Origin of the sequence: Chthonomonas sp. (assembly GCF_035294505.1) — a bacterium.
Lineage (GTDB): Bacteria > Armatimonadota > Chthonomonadetes > Chthonomonadales > Chthonomonadaceae > Chthonomonas.
Genome location: NZ_DATGKU010000259.1, coordinates 1 through 25,022, shown reverse-complemented (window position 1 = coordinate 25,022; position 25,022 = coordinate 1). Strand labels below are relative to the sequence as shown.

The window sequence follows — 25,022 nt, the reverse complement described above, 5'->3', positions numbered from 1 at the left end:
CCGGCGGCATTCGGGTAGACTAAAAGGGAATCAATATCTAAGGAGATAGTTTGCGTGATAGCTCCCGCTCGACGCTTGGAGAAGATACCACCCTACCTTTTTGGGGAGATCGCGGCCCTAAAACGAAAAGCCCTCGCGGAAGGGCGCGACCTCATTGACCTCGGCATTGGCGACCCCGATCAGCCCACGCCGGTGCCGATCATCGAAGCCCTCAAACAGGCCGCACACGACCCTACTACCCATCGCTACGACGAAACTCCCGCGGGATGGACTCCTTTCCTGCAGGCCGTGGCCACCTGGATGCACCGCCGTTTCGGAGTGGAGATTGACCCCGACAAGGAGGCCCTTCTGCTGATAGGAAGTAAGGAAGGCCTCGCGCATTTGGCTTGGGCCTATCTCGACCCCGGTGATCTCGCGCTTTGTCCCGACCCAGCCTATCCGGTGCCGCGTGTCAACACCCTTTTGGCCGGTGCCGAGGCCTATGCGCTCCCCTTGTTAGAAGAGAACCACTTTTTGCCGGATTTAGAGGCCATTCCTTCCGATGTGGCAAAACGCGCCAAGATTCTTTGGCTTAACTACCCCAATAACCCCACATCGGCGGTGGCTTCGCTCGAATTTTTCCGTAAGGCCGTGGACTTTGCTAAACAGTATGAGCTGCTGCTGGTAAACGATGCGGCCTATGTAGATGTTTACTACGAATCGCCTCCCCCTTCCGTACTGCAGGTGGAAGGTGCCAAAGAGGTGGCCATCGAGCTACACTCCCTTTCCAAAATGTATAACATGACGGGCTGGCGCATCGGCTTTGCGGTGGGGAACCCCGATGCTGTCGGCCTACTGAACAAGTTGAAGTCGAACCTCGATAGCAAGCAGTTTCCGGCCATCTCGTTGGCCGCAGCACACGCCCTGCTGCATGTAGACAACACCCCCACGCTGAACCTCTATAAAAAGCGACGCGACATCCTTTGCGATGGACTGAATGCCCTGGGCTGGCGCGTCCGTAAGCCGGAGGCCACCATCTACGTGTGGGCGCGTGTGCCGGAAGGGTTCACCAGCGCGGAGTTTGCGCGCTTCCTTCTTCAGGAAGCCAGTGTGAACGTTATCCCAGGAACCGGCTATGGGCAGCATGGCGAGGGCTACGTGCGTATGTCGCTTACCGTGCTCGGAGATCGCGAAGGAGAGCGCCTAAGAGAGGCCGTGGAGCGCATTGGCCGGGTGCTGGGTCAAAAAAATCGTAGCTAAGCTCTTGAGGAGGAGACGATGCGGTGCCGCTTTCAACCCTTTCTCGTACTAGCTCTGTTGCTCTTGGGAGCAACCGGCGGTTGCTCGGCCCACTCCGGCAGCGCTCCTAAAGCGCCCATTGCCTCGGCACCGACAGCCGGTTCCGTACGAACCGTCTCTTTTCACACAAGGGATGGCTGGACGATCGTGGGCGATCTCTACCTCCCCAAAGGGCCTTCGCAGGGGGCCGTTATTCTGCTGCACCAACGCGGAGGGCAGGCTTCCGACTGGGAGCCGCTCTCCAAAGCCCTTCAAAAAGCGGGTTATGTGGCTTTGGCCATCGATCAACGTGGGGCCGGGCGCTCCACACAAGGGCCGGGGCCGACCGGTGCGGATGCCCCTTGGGATACCTCTGGCGACATCGCCGCCGCTATTGCCTTTCTGCGGGGAAAAGGCCCCATTGGGTTGGCCGGCGCCTCCTACGGTGCCAATAACGCCCTCATCTATGCCGCCTCCCATCCTCAGCAGGTAAAAGCTCTGGTTCTGCTCTCGCCTGGCGCCAACTACCATGGGCTAGATGCCCTTACGCCGGCCCGGCGCTGCAACACCCCCACCCTCATTCTGCACGATCAGGGCGATTCCATCGCCGACAACGGGCCGCAACAGATCGGCGAACTACTGCCCGGCAACAACCATCTGCTGAAGGTGCTTCCCGGCTCTGAGCACGGAACCGCCTTGCTTAACGAAGACGACACCATCGCCACCATCCTCGATTTCTATAAGAATCATTTGGCCTCGTCCAACGGAGCCAAAGGAAAGAGATAAACGCCATGGGGCTTCTCCTTCTACAGTTACTGCTCGCAGCGGTTATGGCGATGGTGAGTCTGCCGTTTCTTTTGCGCCGTCTCGCCTATAAGCAATTTTACACTAGGCAGTTTCAGAAAGCCTTAAATCTGGCGCGCCGGTTTTACGCCGTTAGCTCCTTCTCCACAAAACTGAGGGCAGAGGCGGCCTTAATGATTGCAAAAATCTACCACTATCTCTATATGTTCGACTGTGCCGCGCCTTATGTAGACGAGTCCTATGCTTACTACGAACGCGCAAACCCGAAGCCACCTTTTATCTCCGAAGCGCCGGCGGTGAAGATCATGCAACTGCTCTACGAGCGCCGGCATGAGGAAGCGGTCTCCCTCGTTGAACAAGAGATGAAGGCGCGTCAGAACACGCACGGAGAGCTAACCATGCTGGCAGTGGCTTCGCAAGTCTACTTTGCGGTAGGTAACTTTGCCAAAGCGGAAGAACTCTTGGATAAGATCATCGTGCTCGGGCGAGATCCCTTAGCATCGCTCCTCATCGGCGGCCTGGAATCGGTCTATCGTCATGCCCTTATGATGAAAAGTCTGTGCCGTTACTTCCAACACGATCTAAAGCAATCTATGGAACTCGCTCAGGAAGCGCGGGATAGGCTGCGCATGGACGTCCCTCGGCCTGAACAGGCCATTCTACACGCGAAAGCGCAAATACTTCGTTGTTGGGCTTGTCGTCGCCGTTTTGACGTCGCTCAGGCTTACGAGCGAGAGATAGGCAAGAAACTGTCCCTGATCGAAGGTTTCTATCGCTCCTTTGTTTTGCGTGCGCTGGCCCTCAAAGCGCTTCTGCAGGGGGATTTCGATCGCGCTCGCCGCCTCGCAGAACACTCTATCCTGCTTAATTTGGATCCGGACGACTATGCCGATGCCCTGATCATCCAGGCGGGTGTCTTCGCCGCACGGGCTAACTACGCCCGTACGGCCTCACTTTGCCACCAGATTCTCGACCTGCAGACGTACGCTTTCTACAATGAACAGGCTGAGAAACTACTGCGCCTTATCGCTGAGGCGGAAATGGAAGGCCGCTCCGACCCCATTTTGCCCGATGCGTGGTGTTTCCCTGAATGGGCCTCTGGAGAGAGAAACAACGAAGTAGACGTTTCAGACAATACAGAGGATTTATTTTGAAGAGTAGTAAACGATGTTATCTCTTTCCTACCAGACTCTGGTAGCCCTGTTGTTGCTTGCATTCTGGGGGCTAAGCCGACGCAACTTGAGGGATTATGCAAGGCCTCCTGCTCACTCCCTACCTAGTCCTACCGCTCTCTACATCCTGCTGCCTGCCCGCAATGAAGCCGAACAGATAGCAGCGTGTCTTGATGGCCTGCTCGCCCAATGCTGGCCGCATTTCACGCTTTGTGTGCTCGACGACGGCTCGGAGGACGATACGGCCGCCATCGTGGGCGCCTATGCCCAACGCGACACCCGCGTAAAACTGCTTACCGGAAGGCCTCTGCCCGGCGGTTGGGCCGGCAAAGTATGGGCTTGTCATCAGCTTTCGGAACACGCTTTGGCAAAGGGGACAGAGTGGCTGCTCTTCCTTGACGCCGATACCCGCACGGCGCCGGAATTCGTTGGTTCTCTGCTCGCCTATGCGCAGCAGCATCAGGCCGGCATGGTCTCAACCTTTCCTCGCCAAGAGGCCGGCTCTTTTTGGGAGCTGGTGGCAGTGCCCATGATCCATTTTCTTGTGCTCACTTTTCTGCCTCTTCGTTCGGTTTGGGAGAACCCACGTCCCCAATTTGCTGCCGCTTGTGGACAGGTGGAGTTGTTTTCGGCAGAGGCCTACCGCGCTTGTGGTGGACACGCTGCCATTCCCCACTCGTTTCACGATGGGTTGCAGCTGGCGCGGCGTGTGAAAGCGGCCGGATATGCCGTTCGCCTCTGCGATGCCAGCCATCTTATTTCATGTCGCATGTACGAAGGCGGCCGCGCTCTATGGAGGGGGTTCACCCGCAACGCCTACGAGGGCTTAGGCAGCTTTCCTGCTTTGCTCATCATGACGGGTCTGCAACTCGGTCTCTTCTTGCTGCCCTTCCTCTTTCTCCTGGATGCGGTCGCCCAGGCGATCACGAAACATCTCTTCCCCTTCTGGGGTTGGCTTGTTTGTCTTCAGGTGGGGCTTATTCTCTCTCTTCGTTGGATGCAAGCAACTCGGTTCGGCCATAGAAAAGCTGTTTGGTTACACCCGCTTTCCATTCTGCTGCTGATTGCGGTGCAGTGGGCCTCCTGGTGGCGGCATATGCGTCGCGAACCCATTCGCTGGCGCGGAAGGGAATATACGGCTTAAATTAATCTCTTATCTCGCTTTTGCATCTCCTTGTCTCCGTTCCATTCGAGATAGAACTCCAAAGAAAATCGAGAGGCCCTTCACAAGCCAGTCTCTGAAATAGGAATTCGCCGCAACAACACCCCTGCCAGGCAGCGCAACCAGTTTCCGCTCTAAACATCTCGACATACTCTCTTTAACATCAGTCTGATAAGGAACGAGCTTTTCTGATCAAAATGCCTCAAAAAGAACGCCTAATCATACTGAAAGCGCATTAGGGCGAGCACAAAAAAGATGACACCAAACCCGGTGAGGATGAACATGGGCATGGCCGCCTCGGAGAACGGAAGATGGCGCAAGAGAAGATCGTTATAGGCATCTAAGGCCCAAGCATGAGGGGTAATGTAGCTGAGCTGTTGCACAAGACGAGGCAACAGCTCCCTAGGGATAAGACAGCCGGAGAGAAACCCCATGAGCAATAGAGCGAGCGTGGTAAGCCCCTGTATCTGCTCCTGCGTGCGTCCAACGGCCGCAATCAGCAGGCCAAGCCCTACGGCAGCAAATAGACACAGGGCGATGATCAACACCTGACCGAAAAACGCCGTGCCGACGGAGAAGTGCAAGAAGGCCCTTCCAAGCTCCATCAACATTGCGACCTGAATAGCCCCTATCACAACCCGCGCGAACATTTTGCCCACAAGAATTTGGCCGGGAGAGATAGGGGCGCAGCGCATGCGACGCAAAGTGCCCTCCTGACGCTCTTGAATAAGCGTTACGGCCACACTGTTGGCCATAAAGAAGATGAAGTAGATAATCAGCCCAGGCATCACCTGATCGCCTGGACTTGGCGCCGCAGCCCCCTTAATAAGCGCTTTGTCGTGCACCAATAAAGCCACCGGAGACTGCTGACTTTGCCGCCCCAACATCCTTTGGGCAAAGCTGCGGTAGAGGGGTGGGACCTTCTGCAGAACCGCATTCCGAATAAGAGGCGCCAAAGCACGTTGAACGGCGCTCTCCATAGAGGCCTTTGTCAGCGGCTCGAATTGGGTTTGAGCCGGATCGATGTAGACGAGCAGCGGCACGGAGGGTGCATCTTGCCCCATAACGGCACGATCGGCCCACCCCTGCAGCAGCGCCGTGAAGGAGGAGGGGATAACAAGCCCGGCCGGATACTTGCCGGTAAGCACAGCCTCTCTGAGATGCCCGATGCTTTGGGTTGGAACCACATGCATCCCCATCTGCTGCAATGCGGTGAGAAAAACTTTAGAGCTAGTTCCCTCATCGTTATTCACCACCAAAAGCCGCAAGGAAATGCCCGCTCCACCTTGCCTGCCGGCTTTAGAGTAAACAAGCCCAAAGATCAATGCAAAGATGAGAGGCAGCCCAAAAATAAAGACCATGGCCGTGCGGTCGCGAAAAAGAATGCGCAAGTCCTTGCGCATGACCCACCAGAAGGCAAAGGATGAGCCGCTAAACGGTAACCGCTTGAGGGGCATTTGGCGCTACCCTCTTAACCTTCAGCGCACGCGCGTGCCGTTAGGAACGGGCCGATCGGGTTGAAGCAGCACCGCCCGCCCATCCACATCCGCAGCCAGCAGCATGCCCTGCGACTCGATGCCGCGCATGCGTCGCGGCTGGAGGTTCGCCACAATCACCACCTGGCGCCCCACAAGCTCCTCCGGTTTATAAAACTCGGCGATGCCGGCCAGAATGGTGCGCACGTCCTCCTCAGAGAGCTGGACGGTAAGGCGGAGCAGTTTGGTGGTGTTGGGCACCGGCTCGGCAGCAAGCACCTCGCCCACCACCAGCTGCACACGCTGAAACTCTTCAATAGAGATGTTCGGGGCACTTGTGGCGATCTCTTCAGGAGGCACGGGCGTCCCCGACGGACGCGCTTGTGTTTCGGCATCTTCAGGAGGTGTCATGAGCGTTGCGATATCCTTTTCTGAGAGATTAAGGTTCTGAATGCGCGGAAAGAGCGGTTGGGGCGCCTTAACCTGCCAGGTGCTGCCTGCAGCCCCCCACTTCAGAGCTTGAGGGCCGGCAGTAGACGCCGGAGAAAGACCCATTTGCGCCAGCAGCCGCTCCGATGCAACGGGCATAAACGGAGAGAGCAGCAGCGCACTCAAACGCGTGGCTTCTAGGCTGGTGCCAAGCACCGTGCGCAACTGAGCAGCAGCAGCTGCATCGCCCGACTCGGCAGCCTTTGCCAGCGACCAAGGCGCTTTTTCATCCAAATATTTGTTCATGCGCCCTACCAGCCGAAACACGGCTTCGAGGGCCCCATTAAGGCGAAACTCGGCCATCGCCTTCTGATACTCTTCATACACTGTTGCGGCAAGCGCACCGATCTCCGAGTCAAGCTGCACGTTCTCCATGAAGCCACCGGTATAGCGGTTCACCATATTTAAGGTGCGGTTTAGCAGGTTGCCCAGATCGTTGGCGAGATCGGTGTTAAAGCGTCGCAAAAAGCTCTCCACACTGAACTCGGTGTCAAGCCCGAAGTTCATCTCACGACACAGAAGGTAGCGCTGTGCGTCGGCAGCAAGGTCAAAATCTATGCCGGCGCGCTCCGCCAAAAAGCGGCTGAACGATGTGGGATGCGGCAACCCTCCGGTGGATTTTCCCGCCTTTTCCCCAGGCTTCAGCCCCGGAATAGTCCAGAAGCCGTGCGCATAGACCTGTTTGGGCAGCGGCAGGCCTACGGCCATGAGCATGGCCGGCCAAAGGGTGGCGTGAAAGCGCACAAAAATCTCTTTGCCCATGAAGTGTAGGTCCGCTGGCCAACGGGTCTGCCAGGCGGGGTCATCCGGCCAACCGATGCCGGAGAGATAGCTGATGAGGGCGTCGAACCAAACATAGATGACCTTGCTCTCATCCTCCGGGAAGGGAATGCCCCAACCTCGGTTGGCGCGCGTAATGCAGATGTCGCGTAGCCCCTCTTCGATGAAACGGATCACCTCGTTTCGGCGAAAGTCTGGCAGCAAGAATTCGGGGTGGGCGTGGATGTGTTCGAGGAGTTTATCGGCAAAAGCAGAGAGACGAAAAAAGTAGTTCTCCTCCTTTACCCTTATAACCGGTTTCCCCGTCTCTTTGGCCACGCCGTTTTCCACATCGCTATCACGATAGAAGGTCTCATCGCTAACGCTGTACCAACCTTCATAAATATCTTTGTAGACATAGCCTCTATCGCGCAGGCGTCGAAAGAACTCCTGCACGGCGCGGCGATGGCGAGGTTCGGTGGTGCGAATAAAACCATCGGCTGCAATATGCAACTCCTGCCAGCTCTTTTGAAAGGCAGCCGAAAGCCGATCCACGAAGAGCATGGTATCGGTGTTGGCCTTTTCGGCGGCCTCTTGAATTTTGGTGCCGTTCTCATCGGTTCCCGTTAGAAGGAAGGCCGCCTGACCACACAGTCGCCGATAGCGCGCAATGGCATCGCAAGCCACCGTCGTTAACGCCGTGCCGATATGGGGTTGACCGTTCACATAGTAGATGGGCGTGGTAACGTAGTAAGTCGTTTTTGCAGAAACCGCCATCGTGTTTCTAGCTCTGTTCCTCCTCCGTTGCAGAGTCCTCTCCTGAGGTCAGGGAGGCGATTCGGGCGCGTGCCTCTGCGGCTTGCTCGGCAGGCACGTAAAGCGCGAGGGGCACCAGGTCGGCTACGGAGGCATGAAGCGCGCCGAGCACGGGGTTCACGCCATCGGAAGGAAGCAGCACGGCAAAGCCTTCCGCTTCCAACGTGGCGCGAAGAGCCAAGGCCTCCTCTACGTTCGCGGCCTCATAAACGGCCACGAACGCGCTCTGTTGTTCTTTAGGTTGGTTCTCGGACATCTCTTTCCCTACAAATGTTTTCTGTTGCCATTAGCGATCTCGACAGCCGCACGCGGCCGGGTTGAGGCTTCAACCACCGCCGCCGGCAAACGTCGAAAGACCGCCATTCTCATTCGTTGCGGTCGGAGCCGTTACCGAAATCAGGCGAACGGTTCGCTTAGAGCCGCAATGTTTGCATAGCACCTCCTCGCACGCATCGGCACGGCGCAGCACTTTAAAGTTTTCATTACAGTCCTTGCAGTGAAACTCGTAGATGGGCATCTGCTGCTCCTATAACAGGCAAACTTACTCTTCGGATGGGCTCTCCTCGGCAAGCTCCTCCCGCATGCGCTCAAGCTGGCAGCCACGGCATTCGGAGCACCGAGTCGTTTTTTCTATACGCAGCTCTGTGGCAGGGAACTCCATTTCGGCCCCGCTCTCCAGCAGTTGCACGATGGCCGTCTCTTTTAAAAGGTTCAGCTCTACCACTTTGCCTTGGCCGCGCGGCGACATCACCAGTTGCCCGATGGGCGGCAAGTGCTCGCGCGCCTCCACATAGGTCTCATGTTCGTAGCGCAAGCAGCACATCAGTTTACCGCATATGCCGGAAAACTTAACCGGATTGAGGAAGAGGCTCTGATCTTTTGCCATCTTCATGGAGATGGAGGCGAACTCGGTTAGAAACGTGGCGCAACAGAGCGTTCTTCCACAAGGGCCAATGCCCCCCAGCATCTTGGTCTCATCGCGTGCCCCCACCTGATAGAGCATCACACGAACCTTAAGACGGGCCACAAGGTCACGCACCAGGTCACGAAAATCTACTCGGGTTTCTGAGGAGAAGTAGAAGGTAAGCTGCTCCCCATCGAAAGTGTACTCCGCATAGAGCGCCTTCATGGGAAGCTCATGCCGGCGAATTCCCTCCTTAAATAGGGCCAAATCGGCCTGAGCCTTCTGACGCAGCTCGCGCTCACGCTGCAGGTCGGCCGCCTCGGCGCGGCGTAGAACACGCTGCAGCGGAGCCTGTAAATCCTCTTCCGCTACTTCTTGAGGGCCGATGCGCACAACGCCAAGCGCCAACCCACGCGACGTCTCGACGATCACCTGATCGCCCTCCCTAAGCTCGATGCCATTGGTATCGAACCAGTAGGATTTTGCTACGCGCTTAAAAGCGACACCAACGCAATAGGGCATTTTTTACATGTTCCTTAAAAATAGCTTGTCTCAAAAAGGGCACAATTTTCAAAGCCGACGCGCCCTTGAAGATCGCGTGGCCCATTGGGTTATCTCCAAGGCGCCAGAAAACGATAGCGTCCCGAATCCAGCTGGAGGACGACACCATCCGACGCCACCTCCAGCAACCTCACCCCCGGACTTTCCGAGAGGGGTTTGTCGCTCTCGAACACATCGGTGTCGGATTTGAGGGGGAGGATCGCCGTAGCCGTGGTGTTTGTGGGAACCTCTACCTCCCACAGAAACCGCCCGTCTTCAATACGCCAGGCGCTGCGAACGAGGCCACAAACCGTCTTTAGCGAGGCTTCGGCATGGGTAAGCCCACCTCCCGGCTTCGGCGCCAACCGAATGTGACGGTAGCCGGGCGATTTCGGATCGAGGTCTATACCGGCAACAACCTGATAGAGCCACGCCCCTACGGCGCCGTAGGCATAGTGGTTAAAAGAGTTCATGGCCGGGTCTTGAAACCCTTTCTCCTCCGTCCAACTATCCCAACGTTCCCATACCGTGGTCGCCCCTTTAGTCACCGGGTAGAGCCAAGAAGGCCAGGTTCGCTGGAGAAGCAACGTGTAGGCCACGTCGAGATAGCCCTCTCGCGCAAGCACATGGAGAAGATAAGGGGTGCCGACGAATCCGGTAGAAAGGTGATTGCCCCGTGCACGAATATCGTTTACGAGCGTTTTTGCAATGGCAGCCCGCGCCGATTCAGGAACGAGATTGAACTCCAAAGCCAGAACACAGGCCGTCTGTGTGCCGCTTACCAAAAGCCCATCCGGTGTAAGAAACCGCCTTTGGAAAGCGCCCCGAATGGCTTCGTACAGCCGACGGTAGCGCTTCTCATCCTCCTCCTTACCCAGCACCTGGGCGATCTCCGCCATGAGAAAGGCATCGTAGGCGTAGAAGGCGGTGCCGATCAGGTCTAACGGAGTCTCTGCGTTTGTAGAGAGCCAGTCGCCAAAACCACGGAAGCCATTGTACTCAGGGTGACTGCGAATGCCGTTGATGGCCGTCTTCTCTAAGTAGGCCATAAAACGCGTCATACTTGCATAGCGGTCTTCTAATATCCGTTTATCGCCGTAGCAAAGATAGAGGGTCCAGGGGCAGATGATACCGGCATCGGCCCACGCCGGCCCACCATCTGTTCCCACCATGGTGGGACAAGGATTTGGGCAAACAGGTGGAATGGCCCCTTCCTCATTTTGCGAGTCCTCCACCGTTTGCAGCCAGCGAGCGAAGAAGCTTTCGATGTCGTGAACAAAGGCACCCGTACGCACAAACACCTGAGCGTCGCCCGTCCAACCTAATCGCTCATCGCGTTGAGGGCAGTCGGTAGGAATGTCTACGGAGTTGCCCTTATGCCCCCATACAATGTTGTGTTGGAGCTGGTTTAGAAGGGGTTCGGAGCAGGAGAACGTACCCGTTAGAGGCATATCGGTGTGCAGCACGATGCCCGTGATAAGGTCTTTACTCGGCTTCTCTGTTAGGCCGGTTACCTCAACATAGCGAAAGCCGTGAAAGGTGAAGTGAGGCTCGTAAATCTCCTCCTCACCGCCACGTAGCACATAGGTATCGGTCTGTTTGGCGGTTCGTAAGTTTTCCGTATAGAGGGTACCGTCGGGTTTGAGCATTTCACCGTAGCGTAGTCGAACGGTAGTGCCCGGCTCGCCCTTTACCTTAAGGCGCACACGGCCCACCATATTTTGCCCGAGGTCGAATATCCAGTGAGGAACGGGCCAGTTTGCGGCCAGCCGCGGCTCTTCGATGGGCGATAGCTCCTCTTTTCGTCGCACGGGAGGACATTTGCGAGCGCAAAGGGGGGCCGGCCACGGCGCAAATACCTGTACCGGTTTCCAGCCCTCTGCCGAGAATCCGGGGCTGTCCCAGCCGGGCATCTCAAGGCGTGCATTGTACGTCTCTCCCATAATAAGGTCGGCCTCGATCAACGGGCCGGTGGAAAACTGCCAAGTGGAATCGGTGGGGACACAGTGGGTTTCGCCGTTCTCATAATGAATGACGAGCTGTGCCAAAAGGCGTGGTGCCTCTCCATAAATTTGTCGGCCCCACCAAGCGATATGCCCACAGAACCATCCATCGCCAAGAATAACTCCAATTGCGTTGGCACCGGTGCGAAGTTGCTCGGTAACATCGTAGACTAAATACTCTACGCGCTTGTGGTACTCCGTCCAGCCCGGAGTGAGGGCGGCGTCGCCCACAGGTTGCCCGTTGATGCTGGCCTCGTAGAGACCAAGGGCGGTGATGTAAAGACGCGCTTGCCGAACAGAGCGCTCGACGGAGAACTCTTTGCGCAGATAAGGACAGGGCATACTAGCGCGACGCCCACCCACAATAGAGGCACCGATCCACTCGGCTTTCCAGTCGTCAGGCTCCAAAAGCCCCATCTCCCACCAGGCCGGCTCGGCCCAGGACGAGGGTTGCCCTCGATCATCCCAAACGCGCACACTCCACCAGGCGCGTTGCAGGGAACGCAGAGGCTTACCCTCATAAACAATGTGAAACGTACTCTCCGAATCGATCTTGCCGCTGTCCCACAGGTCTGCCTCGCCGGCGAGAAGCGCCTCACGGGAGGAAGCAACGCGAATGGCATAGGCGGTTTGGCGTGCCCCGCGTCGTTCCTCGCGAAGCTCCCAACTAAGGCGCGGTTGCAATACATCTATGCCTAACGGGTTTGAAAGATATTCACATCGCAAGTTTTCTATGATCATGCGGCTAAGAACGCTCTCCTTCAGTAGGGTTTGCCTTTTGTGCAGAGAAGTTTCTCCTCTTGAAAGCGTTTCTCCTGCAACCTTTCGAAATCTTAAGAGTGCCTAGTGGAGGTTTCCTAAAAACTAGCATTTCCACCGATAAATGAAGGGCTTCAATCTGCCGTTAATCTCTGTGTCAATAACCTGAATGCCCTTGAGGGTGAGGAACCGGTTGCATCTGATGGCTCCTGAGGAGGTTACAGCAAAATGATGGGAATTTTGGAAGCAAAAGCGCTGGTGGGCAAAACCTGCGAACTCGAATGGAAAGATAGGCTCGGCAATGTGCACAAAGCAATTTCGCTGATCTACGACGCCACCTTTGTCCCTTTATACGGCGGCTACCTCATGACGGCCCAAGAGGACATCCGTTTAGACCGCCTCATAAGCGTTCGCGTTTTAGAAGCCAAACCTGCCGGCGCCTCCCCCACCGCTTCCTCCTCCACGAACATGCAAAAAGCGGCCGCCTAAGAGTGAAAGCATGGTGGAGAGGAGGAACCTATGCCCTCCCCTCCACCCCAACAAAGAAGCTTTTGAAGCAGCAACTTCGGAGCTTGCTGGCTATTTTTAACGGGTGTAGTCAGGGTTTTCAGCTTCTGGATAGGTATAGATGCCCATATGCTGATACTCCCACATGATTTGGGCTTGCGTTTTAGGAGTGCCATCTGGATTGAGGAATGGAGGGTCTTTGAACCATTTCACATGCCCGTCGCAGAAAATCCAGTTGCGCCCTAGCGCATGCCGCTTCCCTTTTGGCCATCTCCCTTGCCCTGCCGCGTCGTTATCGTATCCAGGGGCGATATACCAGCCCGCGAAGATGACACCATTCGATAAAAGCCTTGATCCTACGTCTGTAGCAAAAAAGACGTTGGATGGACACTTGTAGTAGGCCAGTGGATACATCTTGCCTCCTCGATATCCAGAGGGGTTCAATGTGCGATCGTAGGCCGAACTCAAAAAGTAGTTTCCCGCATAAGAGAGAGGAAAAGAACGCAGGAAGGCGTTCACATCCTTTCTCATTCCCGCATAAGAGTTCGGCATACGCACTGCCAGCAGCTGGGCTTCGTAGCAGTAGGAATAGTACTTGTTAAACCCACCTTTATCGGGGTCGCTGGGGCAGCTAAATATCTGCCAGTTTTTAATGTAAGGAGCCGTAGCGATGGGGAAAGAGAAAACCCCGCTGAAATACTGGTCTCCGAGTGGATAGTTGCCATTTGCATCTGGAATAGGGCTGCTGCAAGGGCCTTCCCATCCCGTTTCAGGTGGTGTCTCATCGTAGTCCTGTGCGTACATAAATACACCCGTGCTGATCTGTCTGAGATTGGAGATACAAGTTGCCTTCCTGGCAGCCTCTCTTGCCTGGGCAAAAACCGGGAAGAGGATAGCTGCTAATATAGCAATTATTGCTATAACCACAAGCAGCTCAATCAGCGTAAAGGCTTTTCTCGCGAATTCCATTGGTCTTTCTCCTTTCGGCTAAGCTGATGGCGAGTTCACAGCACATCGGCAGCCACCGCAAACTCGCCACATGTATCCTATCTCCCTGCCGATTAAGGATGAATTAAAACCATGTTAATTTTTCGTTAAGATTCGTTGTGTTCCATTCGCTGTATCTCTGATTCTAGACAAGGCTATCCCGTTCTGCTCAAATTTCGTAAGGTATAGTAGAAGGCAGTTGCACGAACAGACTTTTTGTGTTAGAATAGAATTCAGAAGAAGAATCACAAAAGAACAGACCAACCGTCTTCCATAGGACGCATGCAAACTCGTACTCTTGATCAAAGGCCTTGGGTTCCAGCCCTTCAGCGAAGAGCCTGCCAGCTCTTGGGCTTTACGCTGATGGAGCTGCTCTTCGTCATGGCTATTCTCGCGGTGCTGGGAGCCGTGCTTCTGCCCGTTTTTCTCTCCGGGAGACGCTCAGCCCAAAAGGCGGCCTGCCTGCAGAACCTTCACCAAATCGGCATCGCCCTGGCCCTCTATGTTCAAGACTATGATGAAGCGTTTCCCTCCTACACCGTAGACCCAGACAATCGCGCGCACCCGGATGATCTCCTCGCTTGGCATAACAATTTCTGCCGTGCGGAAGATCTCAAACCCTCTGAGATATCGTGGGCCTCCCTGGCACTTCCCTATGCCCTCAGCGACCTTTACGGCATGTCAACGCAGGGCGATTCCCCCCTCTTCTGCCCAGCAGATACCGACCGGAAGGCGCGTCCCGTAACCTCCTACGAGTTTAAGATGTTCCTCTCCGAAGGCGTTCACATCAACGACGTGGAATATCCTGCCGACACCGCCATGGTGTGGGAACAGTGGGACTATCATGATCCGGAGCACTATTCGGAGCACGACTCGCGTGCCCATCTCAACACGGTGTTCGTGGATGGACATGCCAAAAGCGTTTGGTTGCAGGATACCACGAGCGCACGCTACGGCAACGGTCCCGACCTACACTGGCCTTTTATAGGACAGGGCAAAAGCGCGCCCTATACCTACCACGATACGTTACCGTGAAACGGCCGTTTCACGGTGCCCAACTCTGCGGCCTCTCTTCCCCCTGTCTTGCCCCACACAGAACCCGCGCTCTTATTCTGAAAGAGACGAGCCAACGATGCGATAGAGATGCACATCGTAGGGCTGAAAAGCATCCTCAAACTTGCCGCCAACCACCGAGAGGCTTCGATTTTCGCCCAACACCTCCGCAGTCGCCTTCGCAGGTAGGTTCTTTACATCGAAAGTGCCCTTCGTAGCTCCATTGCGCATGGCAACCGCAAAAAGGTAGGTTGCGCCTTGGTAGCGCTTCACCATGATGTCAATGGGCACTTGAGCAGAGGAGGAGACCACCGTGGCAGCCTGCTCTAGAGTAGGGCTGTTCAAAACAGGGGCGAGATGATGAATCTGTTGGTTGATCTGGGTTACTGCTGCCAGCATGGGCGGGTCGTCGAGCAGTGCATGTTCATCGAAGGTCGGTTTGAACTGATGCACAAAGTAGATAAGCCCACGCGAGCCGTGAATGAGCGCCATCCATACCTCCGCGCGCACCTCATGCGGTGTCGCCTTTTTGGTGCTGCTTATCCGCGTGCATTCAATGCAGTTCCACACCACCTTCTGCCCTTTTGTCCAACGAACCAACCGTTCGACGCCTTTGGCCACATACCACAGGTAGTTCTCACCATCCGGCCTATCTAAACCGGCGACCGGATAGACATCAAAGGAAACGATGTCACAGCCCTTGACATAGGTCTCATAGTCCGACAGTTTTGCCCCCGGTCCGCGCCCATACCAGGCGTCGTTCGCAACCCCCTGCCCTAAATTGAGCATGATGGGGCGGGTGGGGTCGGCCGCACGAAACCTCTCGTACTCGGCCACAATGCGTTCCGGCGGCACACAAGGCCCCCAGCTCTGTTTGCCCGTGTTGGGGTCTACCACCGGCTGGGCGTTGTCCGGCTCATCGTCGTGCATCCAACCAACGATAATGGGATCGTTTCGGTGCGCCAGCCCTACCGCGTTCTGCGCACAAATCACCGGCATATGGGCCGCCTTGAGCGCGGCAAGCTGCTCCTCTGTAGGGCCTTGCCAAAGCCCTACGTAGAGGTTAAAACCGGCCGCTTTGTACTTTAAGGCGTTCTCCGGAGATTGTAGCCAAACGGCGATCGGAAAATAGTTCGGTGTCGCCGGAGGGCCGTATTTCCATTGCCCATAGGGCGCTCGACCCGCTGCCGTGTGGGCCGGTGGCATCGAAAACGTCTTAGGCCTCCCTCCTGCCAACTCCAACAGGAGGATGAAGCCAAGCCCGATAAGACGTAAATATTGGAGACGCATTTTATGCTTCCTTTTTTGTTGAGTCTGCTAGGGTAAAGTTATGTGTAAAAAAAGCGTATAGATTCTTGAATGCGGTGCCCACTGCCGTAGGGGCAGGTCTCGTGCCTACCCTTCTCAAAGGATACCGTGCCTACCCTTTTCAAAGGACACAGCCCATGAGCGGTTGGCGCCAGCGTGTGGTATACTAGCATACCCTTATAGAAAGCTCTATTTATACGGTACCGGTTGCACAAGGAACGCACGTATGTCGGAAACCACACAAGAGGTCTCCAGAACTCCCTTTGGTGCCGATGCTGGCCAAGACCTGGAAAATATTCTGGAACGTCTCGCAGCCTATCGGCCTGAGGCGGATGAAGACCTTGTGCGCCGTGCCTACGCTTTTGCCGCCGAAAAGCATTGTGGGCAAACCCGCAGCGATGGCTCGCCCTATATTACCCACCCTCTCGCCGTCACGGCCATTCTGGCCGAGCTGGAGATGGACGAAACGACGTTGGCCGCCGCGCTTCTGCACGATGTGGTAGAGGATTGCGGAGTGCCCCTTGAGGAGATTCAAAACCGATTTGGCCCTGCTGTAGCGCAGCTGGTGGACGGCGTTACGAAACTGCAGATTATAGGGGTAGATGAGGGAAAAACGCGCCCCAATCTGCCCGAAGACGAAGAGGAGCTTACGCCAACGGCTATTGACCGGCGCAAAAAGCAGGCCGAGATGGCCAAAAAGGCTGCCAACCTACGTAAAATCTTTCTGGCGATGGCCCGCGACCTGCGGGTCATTGTCATTAAATTGGCCGATAGGCTTCACAACATGCGCACCCTTTCGGCTCTGCCACCCGCCCGCCAAATGCGCATCGCTCAAGAGACCCTGCAGATTTTCGCCCCCTTAGCCCATCGGCTCGGCATTTGGCGCCTGAAATGGGAGCTAGAAGACCTTGCCTTCCGCTACGTTGAACCGGAGGCCTACGAACAGATTGCAGCTATGGTGGCGCGCACTCGGGCGGAACGCCAAGCGGAAGTAGACGAGGCCGTCGCCATTCTCCAGCAGAAGCTGAAAGAAGAGGGGATAGATGCCCAGGTCATGGGGCGCCCGAAACACCTCTACAGCATCTACAACAAAATGCGACAGCAAGGGTTGGATTTCACCCAACTCTACGACCTTATTGCCCTCCGAGTGATCGTGCCAACGCGCCCCGATTGCTACCATGCCCTCGGAGTGGTGAGCGCCCTTTGGGCGCCCATTCCCGGCATGTTTTCCGACTATATCGCCCAGCCCAAAAGCAACATGTACCAGTCCATCCACATTAAGGTGATCGGGCCGAAGGGCACGCCCCTAGAGGTACAGATTCGTACATGGGAGATGCATCGTACCGCGGAGTTCGGTGTGGCGGCGCATTGGCAGTATAAAGAGGGCGGCAAAACCAACGATCAGTTCGAGCGTCGTCTCTCTTTTCTTCGCCAACAACTCTTCGATTGGCAAAATGATAGCAAAGATAGCGGAGAGTTCTTACGTAATATCACGGAAGACCTGTTCACCGATCAGGTCTTTGTGCTGACCCCGAAAGGCGATGTTATAGACCTCCCTGCAGGCAGCTGTCCCATAGACTTTGCCTATCGGGTGCACAGTGAGGTAGGCGATCACTGCGTGGGGGCAAAGGTGAACGGTCGCCTGGTGCCTCTCTCCTACCAGTTCCGTAACGGCGATACGGTGGAGATCATCACCCGCCCAGGCGCCACCCCAAGCCGGGACTGGCTGGCTTTCGTGAAGACCTCCCACGCGCGTGCAAAGATCAAGAACTACTTCAAACGGCTTCATCATCGCGAAAATGTGGAGCGCGGGCGCGACCTTCTGGAAAAGGAGCTGACCAATCAACTCGAGCGCGACCCTCATGGGTGGGGCGAGAACCCACGTGACCTTCTGAAAGATGAATCGCTACGCAGTGTGGCCGCCTCTTTCAACGTGCCCAGCGAGATCGAGTTGCTGGCCTCTATCGGCTACGGCACCATTGCTCCTCTCACCGTGCTGAACCGCCTACGCCCCGTTGCGCCTACCGAAGTGAGCATACCCATCGGTGGAAAACGCGCCAGTGAAGAGAAGCTCCATATCGTGGCCGGTGGGCTTGATACCGAGAATCTGCTCTTCCGTCGCTCTCGCTGTTGCTTGCCTATTCCCGGCGACGATGTTATCGGCTATATCACGCGCGGGCGCGGCATGGCCCTCCACCGCCGAGAGTGTCCCAATGCACGCTACTATCTCGCGAACGAGCCAGACCGCTGTGTGCCGGTAGAGTATGTGGGCAACGATGGACAGGTCTATCAGGTCTATCTGACCATCGTTTGTTTGGATCGTACCGGGCTATTGGCCGATATTGGCTCCGTCTTTGGGGAGAACAAAACCAATATCACCGCGCTACGAACCCAATCGCATCGTGACAAAACCGCCACCCTCGAACTTGCTATTGAGGTGCGTAACACAGAACACCTCGACGACATCATCAAGAAGGTCTACGCCATTGGCGATATTTTGGACGTACACCGCGCTTTCGGTAGCCGTGACGAAGGCAAAACAAAATAGCCCTTTCGTCGGTCTAATCTATAACTAAAAGTAAGGGAAAGACCGATGAAAGGCACAACGTGGGTTCGTCGTCTGCTGTTTTCTGGAGCGTTCTTCCTCCTGGTTGGGGGGCTTTCGCTTCCGCAAGCCACACCGCCTTCACCAAAAACCGACTTCCCCCTCAATGTGCTGATCGTTGGCGGAGGGCCGGAGCCTAGCTATAACCAGGTGGCCATAGAGAGCAATGTGCGCTACGTTCAACGGCTCCTTCCGGCCAATGCCCAATGCACCACTCTCTTCGCCGATGGCAATCCGAACCATGAAACCGTCTACTACACCGATCCGGCCCCTATCCCTATCGGCCAACACCTCTACGATCTCCTCATCCATGAGGACAGCACCTACTCTGCCGATCGCTATCGCCCTCCACAGCTGCTCCACGGCCCCGATGGCCCCTCGCGCCTTCCGGCCATTCGCCGCTTTTTTGAGCGCATGCATCAACAGTACGCAACCTCTGCCGACGATCCCACACCGCTGTTGCTCTATTTCACCGGCCACGGCAGCCCAGACCGCCCTACCTATGCCAACAATCGGTACGACCTTTGGAAACCGGGGCCCGACCTGGATGTCCACACTCTGGCCAATCTCCTTGAACAAATACCGCCCAACGTGCCTGTGACGCTCATCATGGTGCAGTGCTTCTCCGGCGGTTTTGGCGATCTCCTTTTCGGCGGAGGCGACCCAGAGCGCCCTTATCTCGATAGAGACCTTGTCGGATTTTTTGCCGCCGTGCCGGAGCGCGAGGCCGCCGGCTGCACCTCCGAAGTAAACGAGGCCGAGTACCACGACTTCACCTCCTATTTCTTCGCAGCCCTCACCGGCCGTGACCGGCTAGGACGCCCCGTTACCGGTGCCGACTATAATCATGATGGACGTGTGGGCATGGATGAGGCCTTCTGCTATACCCTCATCCACGACCCCTCCATAGACACCCCCGTCTGTACCTCCGATGTCTTCCTTCGCCATTTTGTACAGGCAAGCGATCAGGAGGTGTTCTCCACACCGTGGCACGATCTGTTAGCATGGGCCACCCCGGCGCAGCGCGCTGCTCTCGAAGCGATCTCCGACCAGCTGCAACTTCAAGGCGAAAATCGGGCACAAACCGCCTTTAATCTCGCACAAGACGATTCAGACCTCAGAACTTTGCGTGCCCGCTTTGCTAACGCCGAATCGGAACTGGAGGGCCAACTGCGCGACGATAAAGAGATTCTCCTGGATAACTTCCCTAAACTGCGCGGTCGCGGAGCCGACAGAGAAGATGCCAAAAAGGCCGCCATAGATTGGCTCGCTCAAAATGCACAAAAGTCTCCTTGGAAAGACCTACTCGATGCGGAGAAGCGCGTGGAGGACCTAGACGCTCAGGAAGAGCAGGCAGAGTGCACTCAGGCACGCCAAATTCGTTTCCTGCGCCTCTGCAAAACCGTGGTCTTAGCACATAAACTGCTTGCCGGCGACGACGACGTGCTCAAAGAGCGCTATCTCAAACTTATCAAAGCGGAGAGCCGTAGTTTGTTACCACCCGCACCCGCCTTCACAGAGACCTTAGGCCAAAAGGGCGACTATGCCCTCCTTATCCCCCATGCTACGTTGCGCCCCTGTGGCTGTGGCCAGAGCAGCGACCATTTGGTTAAAGTGTTCTGAGCTTTCGCCCTACGAGGCAGAACGCCTGTGTTTGCAGACAGGTCTCTATTTTGCCTTTTGTGCTTCGGCGTGCGAGGCGATAACGTAGAAGGCCACATCGCGCGCAATCGGTGGAGTGGCTATCGTCGTCTTTTCTGTGCCGTTCACCGTTAACCGGCTTTCCGATAGCGCCTTACCGGCATGGGTATCCCACCAAACGAAGCGATAGGTTCCAGGGGCTAGCGCAGGCAGTGTAAGTTGCCCATTGGCCGGAACCGGCTGCGCATCGGCAGGAGCGTAGATACCGGAGCGATTGTACACCCAACCCGCTGCATAGTTCTTGCCAACGCGTGCCAAACACTGTAGGGCCAAGGCATAGTTCTTGAGAACGATACGGCGAATCTGAACCCAATCCGACCCCGTGTCCTGCAGAGTCAACGTGTGTTGCCCCGCAGGTAGGTCGAAGGTAAGGGTGCCCTGATCCTTATCTGGAGTGTAGTCGCTATCTGCCGCGTCGAATTTGCGCGTGGTCACCACCTGCCCATCCACGCCAATTTGAAGGACAGCACCGGCCTTTGCAACGCGATTGATCTGCACCTCCCCTTTTATCGGCCCCGCACAGTTCACCTGCAGGGTAAGCGGTTCGGGCATCATATCACGATGGAACTGCCCCTGCAAGAAGGAGGGATAGGTTCCGAAAGCGGCAGGAGCCCCTTCTGGGCTTATGGTAAAGGTAGATTGTTTTGCCGGCTCGAACCCGCCGCCGGGAGCGAGCACCAGATCGGCATGTTGTTGGGTCTCCACCGACAGTGTGGCCGACTGCAGCCCCCTCTGCTCCGGCAGCTCAGAGGCGTTCAGAAACGCGGTAGCGGCCGCGTAGTTGCCGTAGAGGTCGTGCTGTTCGATAACGTCCCATGACCAGTATTCGGGGGCGCCGGAGGGCCAGCGCATAAGGCCAGCCCAGAGGCCATCGTGTAGCGCCATGCCATTTGGATCGTCCAACGTTGCCGGCCCAAACTCCCCCACAAAGATCGGTTTGTTCAACTTTAAGGCTTGAGCCGGTGGGCCGATAGCCAATGTGGTTAGCGGATCGGGCGGATAGGAATGCACCTGGATGTAGTCCATACTTTGCCAAATGGGGCTATCGTAGGGTACATCGGGCGCCGAACTGGTGGTGATGAGGTGATGATTGATGTCGTAGCGCCTAAGGAAATCGGCCATTTCACGGTGCCACTGGGCGATGGCGGCATCGTGTTTGTGCTGGTAGGCATCGGTGAACTGCACCTCATTGAAAAGCTCAAACGCCATAATGTTGGGTGAATAGCCCCATCTCGCAAGAATATAGTAGAGCTTCCGCTTTGTAGCCTCAATGGCCTGCGGGTTGGTAAAGAAATCGTCCGGTGCTTGCAGAAAGCCACCGTTTTTCACGTTGTAAGGGTTCTCGTTCCAGTTCGGATTCACATTCGAGGAGTACTGCCCGTGATGTTGCAGCACCATCTGAAAGTAGATGCCGTTTTGCTGAGCGGCCTCCACGATCTTATCCCAACGTCGAGCCACATCGAGATCGATATCTCCAGGAGCTATCTTTTTGCCCGGCACCCAATCCAGATTTTGGTTAGCCCAATGGGCCATCCACACGCGTGACCAGTTTTCGCCGGCCGCGTGCATCTTTGCAAAGAGAGCGGGGATATCGGGGAGGTTTGGAGAAGGCCATGCCTCATTGTTGCCCACGGGGTAATAGGTGTTGCCGTTGTCAAAAACGAAGCGTGTGGGATCGGCCGGATTGATGCGAATGAAGCCGGGCTCGGGCGTGCCGGAGACGTTCCATTGTGTGGGGTTCAGGTTCGTTTCATGGGCGATCTGGCCGTTTAAGAGCACCTTTTGCACGATATAGCGGCCAGGCGTGATGGGTGTGTAGCGGGCACGCCAGGTTTGATCGCCGTCATAGAAGGCCGGCACCGAAACGGTGCCTCCATCCGGCCTCTGGAAGACAACCTGCACGTTCACCTTTTCAAAATCGAAGGGGTCGCCGGGCACCTTAGCGAGTTGAAACGAGGTTTCGATCATGGGATAACATCCTTGTCCGGGCAAGAGTCGAGCGGCCGTGTTTCGATTTTGCATCGCGATGGGTGTGTTGTAGCCTGGAGCGATGTCGCCGCTAAGGTTTTGTTGAAGGCCTCCAAAGTCGGCCCCGCCACATCCGGCACACAACGCCACAAGAACGCCGGGGAAAAACCCGCATAGCCACCAAAACCATCGCCGATTTCGCATCCTCTTGCCCTCTCTAAAACACTCTCATCAAACTATCTACCCGATTCCGAGGCAGCCCGTGACGCCTCAAAGCGATAGGTATAAAGCTCCGCTCCCACCTGGCGCGCCGCAGCCACCATGTGACGGTAGGGCCTATCGGTTTGTGACACAAACCCGATGTTATAGTTTTCACCGTCCCACGTTCGCCCCGTCAGCGGCTCATCCACATACTGGAACCAGTGGCAGCCCACGAAGGCGGGGTTATCGAGCACGCTGTGCACGTAGTCAATAAACATCTGGGCGCGCGCCTCCTGGTTCGGTGTGGAGACAAGCCCCGGATGCCACATCCCTCTATCCAGCGCGCCAAAATGGAACTCCCCAATAATGCAGGGACGATTGAGATCGGCCAAATAGCCCCATTGGCTGGCATCCACACGCGGGGCATAGATGTTGAAGCTTACCACATCGCAGTACTTTGCGGCCTCCTCCACTTCGGCTCGGCTGTGCCAGGCGAAACGGCAACCGAGATAGAGATGGTTGGGATCGTATCGTTTTAACGCCTCTCGAACGGTTTGGAAATACTTATCGGCAAAGGCGCGCACAAACGTCTCGGCGTCTTTGTGCGCCTCCTGGGTCAGCGGCAATGAGGCTTTGTAGGGCGCTTCGAGCTGCTGCCAGGAGGAGACATCGGCCTTCCAAGCAGCATTGAAGTTCGCGATGTCGCCGTACTTCTCTTGCAGTTGATGCAGAAAAGCGCGTTTGGCCGGCGATTTCGCCGCATCCTCTTTCAGAGCGCCAATGGCAAGTCCCACATCTCCATCCGGCCCTGAGCCGGCCCAACTTAGCTCGTTGTCTATAAAGTAGCCTATGCACCACGGGGAGTTACGCACGCGGGCGGCTAGGTCTTTCATATCGGCATCGGCGGCAGCGGCAAAGTGTGGATCGAAGGGATCGGGCATGCGGCCCCAATAGTCGGAGCCGCTGCTCACCGTGGCGAAATCGCCGTGAACACCGCCCGTTGCTACAAAGGGCACCTGTTGGTTTTGATAGAAAACGGGGTCAGACCAGTTTCCTATGGTGTTGAACCCCCAAGAAGGCAGGCGCTTTAAGGCCATCTGCTGCCATACTGCCTGGTAATCGGCACCGTACTTGCGATAGAGGTTGGCACGATAAAAGTCGAAAGTCTTGCCCTGCTTGCCTGCCAGCGGCCCCATGTAGGCACCACTCTCGCCGTAAAAAGCGCCCAGCGGCCCGTTAGGGTCTGGAAGGGCGGCAAACAGCGATTCGCGACCGGTGATAAAGGTAGGTGAGTTCATCTGCACCACATCTATGCCCAAAGAGAAGAACAGATGCCCCGAAGGCGTCACAAGCATCCACTTGCCGTCGTATTTCGCCGTTCGGAAATAGCCGGTGGCCTCCAGTTTGGGGCCTTGTGCCCAGCCGCCGTACGGATCGCGATCGGGCAGGGGTGGGTGTGCTTTCAGATCGGCCTCCTCCTCGCTTCGTTGTCGCATCAGGTCGGCATCGCTATGCACTTTGCCAGGCCAATTGGCTTTAGCATACTGGCCATAGGCGTCCACCACGCTCTTGAGGTCTTCTCGTTGCAACGGCAAGGTTTTGAAGGGCGACAGCAGCAGGGTTTCGTTTTGGTGGGGGCTATGCAAGAACAACTGAAACTGCACTATATGCTCAAAGCTGAAGGGGTTCCCACCGGAGACGCCCAGGGTCACCATGCCGGGTATGGGAGGAAGCCCACGCATTCCGAGGCTCATGGGGTCGGGGCCAAAGCGCACGGCAAAGGTCTGGGTTTGGCCGGGCGCGATGCTGCCGTTTGCCGTTCGCGAGTGGTTATAGCCGTCTGCTTCTATCGAGTCGTCCATACGAAAACCGAACGCGATAGGGCGTTTTCCCGGATTGCGGAGGGTAAAGGAGATGGCCTCCATTCCACTCCAGTCCAGAGGGTTGGCGGGCTTAAAGAGCACATGGGGCCACTCTGCATTTTTATGAAAGGTGATGCGCAATGCGGTTTGTCCCTGTTCGGTAACTACCGTACCGTCAGCATCGCTTAGCTGCAAAGGGAGGCCGGAAAAGTGCAGGCTGGTACCACTCTGCGCACGCGCCCAGAGCGTTGCCGAGGTACCTAGGAGCAAAAGCAGCGGATAGAGCTTCATGGGCTTTTTCCCATCCTTGAAACGTTTGGTACTATTTTAGCAGAGATTCGGGCGATCCCGCTTGAGGGTAGGCTTAAGGAAGGCAGGCGCATAGAGTGAAAGGCGAAATAGCGTTAGACTATGCCCAAGGGAAAGCAGGGGTAGGCTTAAGGAAGGCAGGCGCATAGAGTGAAAGGGACGGTATTTATTTTTGGCATAGCGACTATTTTGAGAGAGATTGAGAATAGATGAGATTAGGGAGTAGATTGTGGCGGAAACGTTCGCGAAATTTTTTAGGGCAGCCCTTGACAATTTGCGTAGGCTATGTTATAATGGGAGTTGAGAATACGAATTCACTGAATTCCTATTCTGAGAACCAGTCGGAACCAGAAAATCGTGCCCGGTCTAACCCAATTGGAA

At 56.1% G+C, this 25,022-nt stretch carries 18 protein-coding genes; 8 read left to right on the top strand and 10 right to left on the bottom strand.

What is annotated here, in order from left to right:
* The first annotated feature begins 54 nt into the window (after window positions 1-54).
* The 4 genes from VKV18_RS15540 to VKV18_RS15525 are packed head-to-tail and all read left to right on the top strand — an operon-like array spanning window position 55 to window position 4,377.
* Entirely contained in the window at window positions 55-1,239 is a 1,185-nt protein-coding gene (locus VKV18_RS15540; RefSeq protein WP_324205095.1) for an LL-diaminopimelate aminotransferase, read from the top strand.
* Window positions 1,240-1,257: 18 nt separating this feature from the next.
* Window positions 1,258-2,043: an alpha/beta hydrolase gene (locus VKV18_RS15535; protein ID WP_324205094.1), complete on the top strand. Its 786-nt coding sequence runs from the start codon at window positions 1,258-1,260 to the stop codon at window positions 2,041-2,043.
* 5 nt (window positions 2,044-2,048) lie between these two features.
* Complete coding sequence (locus tag VKV18_RS15530) at window positions 2,049-3,215, top strand: hypothetical protein (RefSeq protein WP_324205093.1); 1,167 nt, start codon at window positions 2,049-2,051, stop codon at window positions 3,213-3,215.
* Between the two features lie 13 nt (window positions 3,216-3,228).
* Window positions 3,229-4,377: a glycosyltransferase family 2 protein gene (locus VKV18_RS15525; protein WP_324205092.1), complete on the top strand. Its 1,149-nt coding sequence runs from the start codon at window positions 3,229-3,231 to the stop codon at window positions 4,375-4,377.
* 233 nt (window positions 4,378-4,610) lie between these two features.
* On the opposite strand, the gene VKV18_RS15520 is transcribed toward VKV18_RS15525, so the two are convergent.
* The 6 genes from VKV18_RS15520 to VKV18_RS15495 form a co-directional block, all read right to left on the bottom strand.
* The gene (locus VKV18_RS15520) at window positions 4,611-5,852 is read right to left on the bottom strand and encodes an ABC transporter permease (RefSeq protein WP_324205091.1); all 1,242 of its coding nucleotides are present in this window, start codon (window positions 5,850-5,852) and stop codon (window positions 4,611-4,613) included.
* Between the two features lie 21 nt (window positions 5,853-5,873).
* Window positions 5,874-7,895 carry a methionine--tRNA ligase gene (metG, locus tag VKV18_RS15515; protein WP_324205090.1) on the bottom strand — a complete coding sequence of 674 codons (2,022 nt, stop codon included), beginning with the start codon at window positions 7,893-7,895 and terminating at the stop codon, window positions 5,874-5,876.
* A gap of 7 nt (window positions 7,896-7,902) precedes the next feature.
* Entirely contained in the window at window positions 7,903-8,190 is a 288-nt protein-coding gene (locus VKV18_RS15510) for a hypothetical protein (RefSeq protein ID WP_324205089.1), read from the bottom strand.
* A 69-nt stretch (window positions 8,191-8,259) separates the two neighbouring features.
* Window positions 8,260-8,451: a zinc ribbon domain-containing protein gene (locus tag VKV18_RS15505; protein WP_324205088.1), complete on the bottom strand. Its 192-nt coding sequence runs from the start codon at window positions 8,449-8,451 to the stop codon at window positions 8,260-8,262.
* Between the two features lie 24 nt (window positions 8,452-8,475).
* Window positions 8,476-9,360 (bottom strand): regulatory iron-sulfur-containing complex subunit RicT, encoded by an 885-nt coding sequence (locus VKV18_RS15500; RefSeq protein ID WP_324205087.1) that lies wholly within the window; start codon window positions 9,358-9,360, stop codon window positions 8,476-8,478.
* Window positions 9,361-9,449: 89 nt separating this feature from the next.
* Window positions 9,450-12,122 (bottom strand): glycoside hydrolase family 78 protein, encoded by a 2,673-nt coding sequence (locus VKV18_RS15495; RefSeq protein WP_324205086.1) that lies wholly within the window; start codon window positions 12,120-12,122, stop codon window positions 9,450-9,452.
* A 246-nt stretch (window positions 12,123-12,368) separates the two neighbouring features.
* Between VKV18_RS15495 and VKV18_RS15490 the strand changes: the two genes are divergently transcribed.
* The gene (locus VKV18_RS15490; RefSeq protein ID WP_324205085.1) at window positions 12,369-12,629 is read left to right on the top strand and encodes a hypothetical protein; all 261 of its coding nucleotides are present in this window, start codon (window positions 12,369-12,371) and stop codon (window positions 12,627-12,629) included.
* Window positions 12,630-12,725: 96 nt separating this feature from the next.
* On the opposite strand, the gene VKV18_RS15485 is transcribed toward VKV18_RS15490, so the two are convergent.
* The gene (locus VKV18_RS15485) at window positions 12,726-13,616 is read right to left on the bottom strand and encodes a DUF1559 domain-containing protein (RefSeq protein ID WP_324205084.1); all 891 of its coding nucleotides are present in this window, start codon (window positions 13,614-13,616) and stop codon (window positions 12,726-12,728) included.
* Between the two features lie 366 nt (window positions 13,617-13,982).
* On the opposite strand from VKV18_RS15485, the gene VKV18_RS15480 reads away from it, so the two are divergent.
* A complete protein-coding gene (locus VKV18_RS15480) occupies window positions 13,983-14,669 on the top strand; it encodes a type II secretion system protein (protein WP_324205083.1) in 687 nt (228 codons plus the stop codon).
* A gap of 72 nt (window positions 14,670-14,741) precedes the next feature.
* Here VKV18_RS15480 and VKV18_RS15475 read toward each other — a convergent pair whose 3' ends face one another.
* The gene (locus VKV18_RS15475; RefSeq protein WP_324205082.1) at window positions 14,742-15,977 is read right to left on the bottom strand and encodes a hypothetical protein; all 1,236 of its coding nucleotides are present in this window, start codon (window positions 15,975-15,977) and stop codon (window positions 14,742-14,744) included.
* Window positions 15,978-16,221: 244 nt separating this feature from the next.
* Between VKV18_RS15475 and VKV18_RS15470 the strand changes: the two genes are divergently transcribed.
* Together VKV18_RS15470 and VKV18_RS15465 are read left to right on the top strand one after the other, a co-directional pair.
* A complete protein-coding gene (locus VKV18_RS15470; RefSeq protein ID WP_324205081.1) occupies window positions 16,222-18,543 on the top strand; it encodes a bifunctional (p)ppGpp synthetase/guanosine-3',5'-bis(diphosphate) 3'-pyrophosphohydrolase in 2,322 nt (773 codons plus the stop codon).
* A 45-nt stretch (window positions 18,544-18,588) separates the two neighbouring features.
* Window positions 18,589-20,223 carry a hypothetical protein gene (locus VKV18_RS15465; RefSeq protein WP_324205080.1) on the top strand — a complete coding sequence of 545 codons (1,635 nt, stop codon included), beginning with the start codon at window positions 18,589-18,591 and terminating at the stop codon, window positions 20,221-20,223.
* A gap of 45 nt (window positions 20,224-20,268) precedes the next feature.
* Here the strand turns inward: VKV18_RS15465 and VKV18_RS15460 are convergent, their stop codons facing one another.
* Complete coding sequence (locus VKV18_RS15460; RefSeq protein ID WP_324205079.1) at window positions 20,269-22,473, bottom strand: DUF5060 domain-containing protein; 2,205 nt, start codon at window positions 22,471-22,473, stop codon at window positions 20,269-20,271.
* 32 nt (window positions 22,474-22,505) lie between these two features.
* Entirely contained in the window at window positions 22,506-24,623 is a 2,118-nt protein-coding gene (locus VKV18_RS15455; protein ID WP_324205078.1) for a beta-galactosidase, read from the bottom strand.
* Window positions 24,624-25,022 lie beyond the last annotated feature (399 nt).

Excerpts from the sequence above, each read along its gene's own strand:
- VKV18_RS15535 (WP_324205094.1), top strand. The coding sequence starts at position 1,258 with ATGCGGTGCCGCTTTCAACCCTTTCTCGTACTAGCTCTGTTGCTCTTG.
- VKV18_RS15495 (WP_324205086.1), bottom strand. The coding sequence starts at position 12,122 with ATGATCATAGAAAACTTGCGATGTGAATATCTTTCAAACCCGTTAGGC.
- VKV18_RS15475 (WP_324205082.1), bottom strand. The coding sequence starts at position 15,977 with ATGCGTCTCCAATATTTACGTCTTATCGGGCTTGGCTTCATCCTCCTG.
- VKV18_RS15460 (WP_324205079.1), bottom strand. The coding sequence starts at position 22,473 with ATGCGAAATCGGCGATGGTTTTGGTGGCTATGCGGGTTTTTCCCCGGC.
- VKV18_RS15470 (WP_324205081.1), top strand. The coding sequence starts at position 16,222 with ATGTCGGAAACCACACAAGAGGTCTCCAGAACTCCCTTTGGTGCCGAT.
- VKV18_RS15500 (WP_324205087.1), bottom strand. The coding sequence starts at position 9,360 with ATGCCCTATTGCGTTGGTGTCGCTTTTAAGCGCGTAGCAAAATCCTAC.
- VKV18_RS15490 (WP_324205085.1), top strand. The coding sequence starts at position 12,369 with ATGATGGGAATTTTGGAAGCAAAAGCGCTGGTGGGCAAAACCTGCGAA.
- VKV18_RS15525 (WP_324205092.1), top strand. The coding sequence starts at position 3,229 with ATGTTATCTCTTTCCTACCAGACTCTGGTAGCCCTGTTGTTGCTTGCA.
- VKV18_RS15520 (WP_324205091.1), bottom strand. The coding sequence starts at position 5,852 with ATGCCCCTCAAGCGGTTACCGTTTAGCGGCTCATCCTTTGCCTTCTGG.
- metG (WP_324205090.1), bottom strand. The coding sequence starts at position 7,895 with ATGGCGGTTTCTGCAAAAACGACTTACTACGTTACCACGCCCATCTAC.
- VKV18_RS15510 (WP_324205089.1), bottom strand. The coding sequence starts at position 8,190 with ATGTCCGAGAACCAACCTAAAGAACAACAGAGCGCGTTCGTGGCCGTT.
- VKV18_RS15465 (WP_324205080.1), top strand. The coding sequence starts at position 18,589 with ATGAAAGGCACAACGTGGGTTCGTCGTCTGCTGTTTTCTGGAGCGTTC.
- VKV18_RS15530 (WP_324205093.1), top strand. The coding sequence starts at position 2,049 with ATGGGGCTTCTCCTTCTACAGTTACTGCTCGCAGCGGTTATGGCGATG.
- VKV18_RS15505 (WP_324205088.1), bottom strand. The coding sequence starts at position 8,451 with ATGCCCATCTACGAGTTTCACTGCAAGGACTGTAATGAAAACTTTAAA.
- VKV18_RS15485 (WP_324205084.1), bottom strand. The coding sequence starts at position 13,616 with ATGGAATTCGCGAGAAAAGCCTTTACGCTGATTGAGCTGCTTGTGGTT.
- VKV18_RS15455 (WP_324205078.1), bottom strand. The coding sequence starts at position 24,623 with ATGAAGCTCTATCCGCTGCTTTTGCTCCTAGGTACCTCGGCAACGCTC.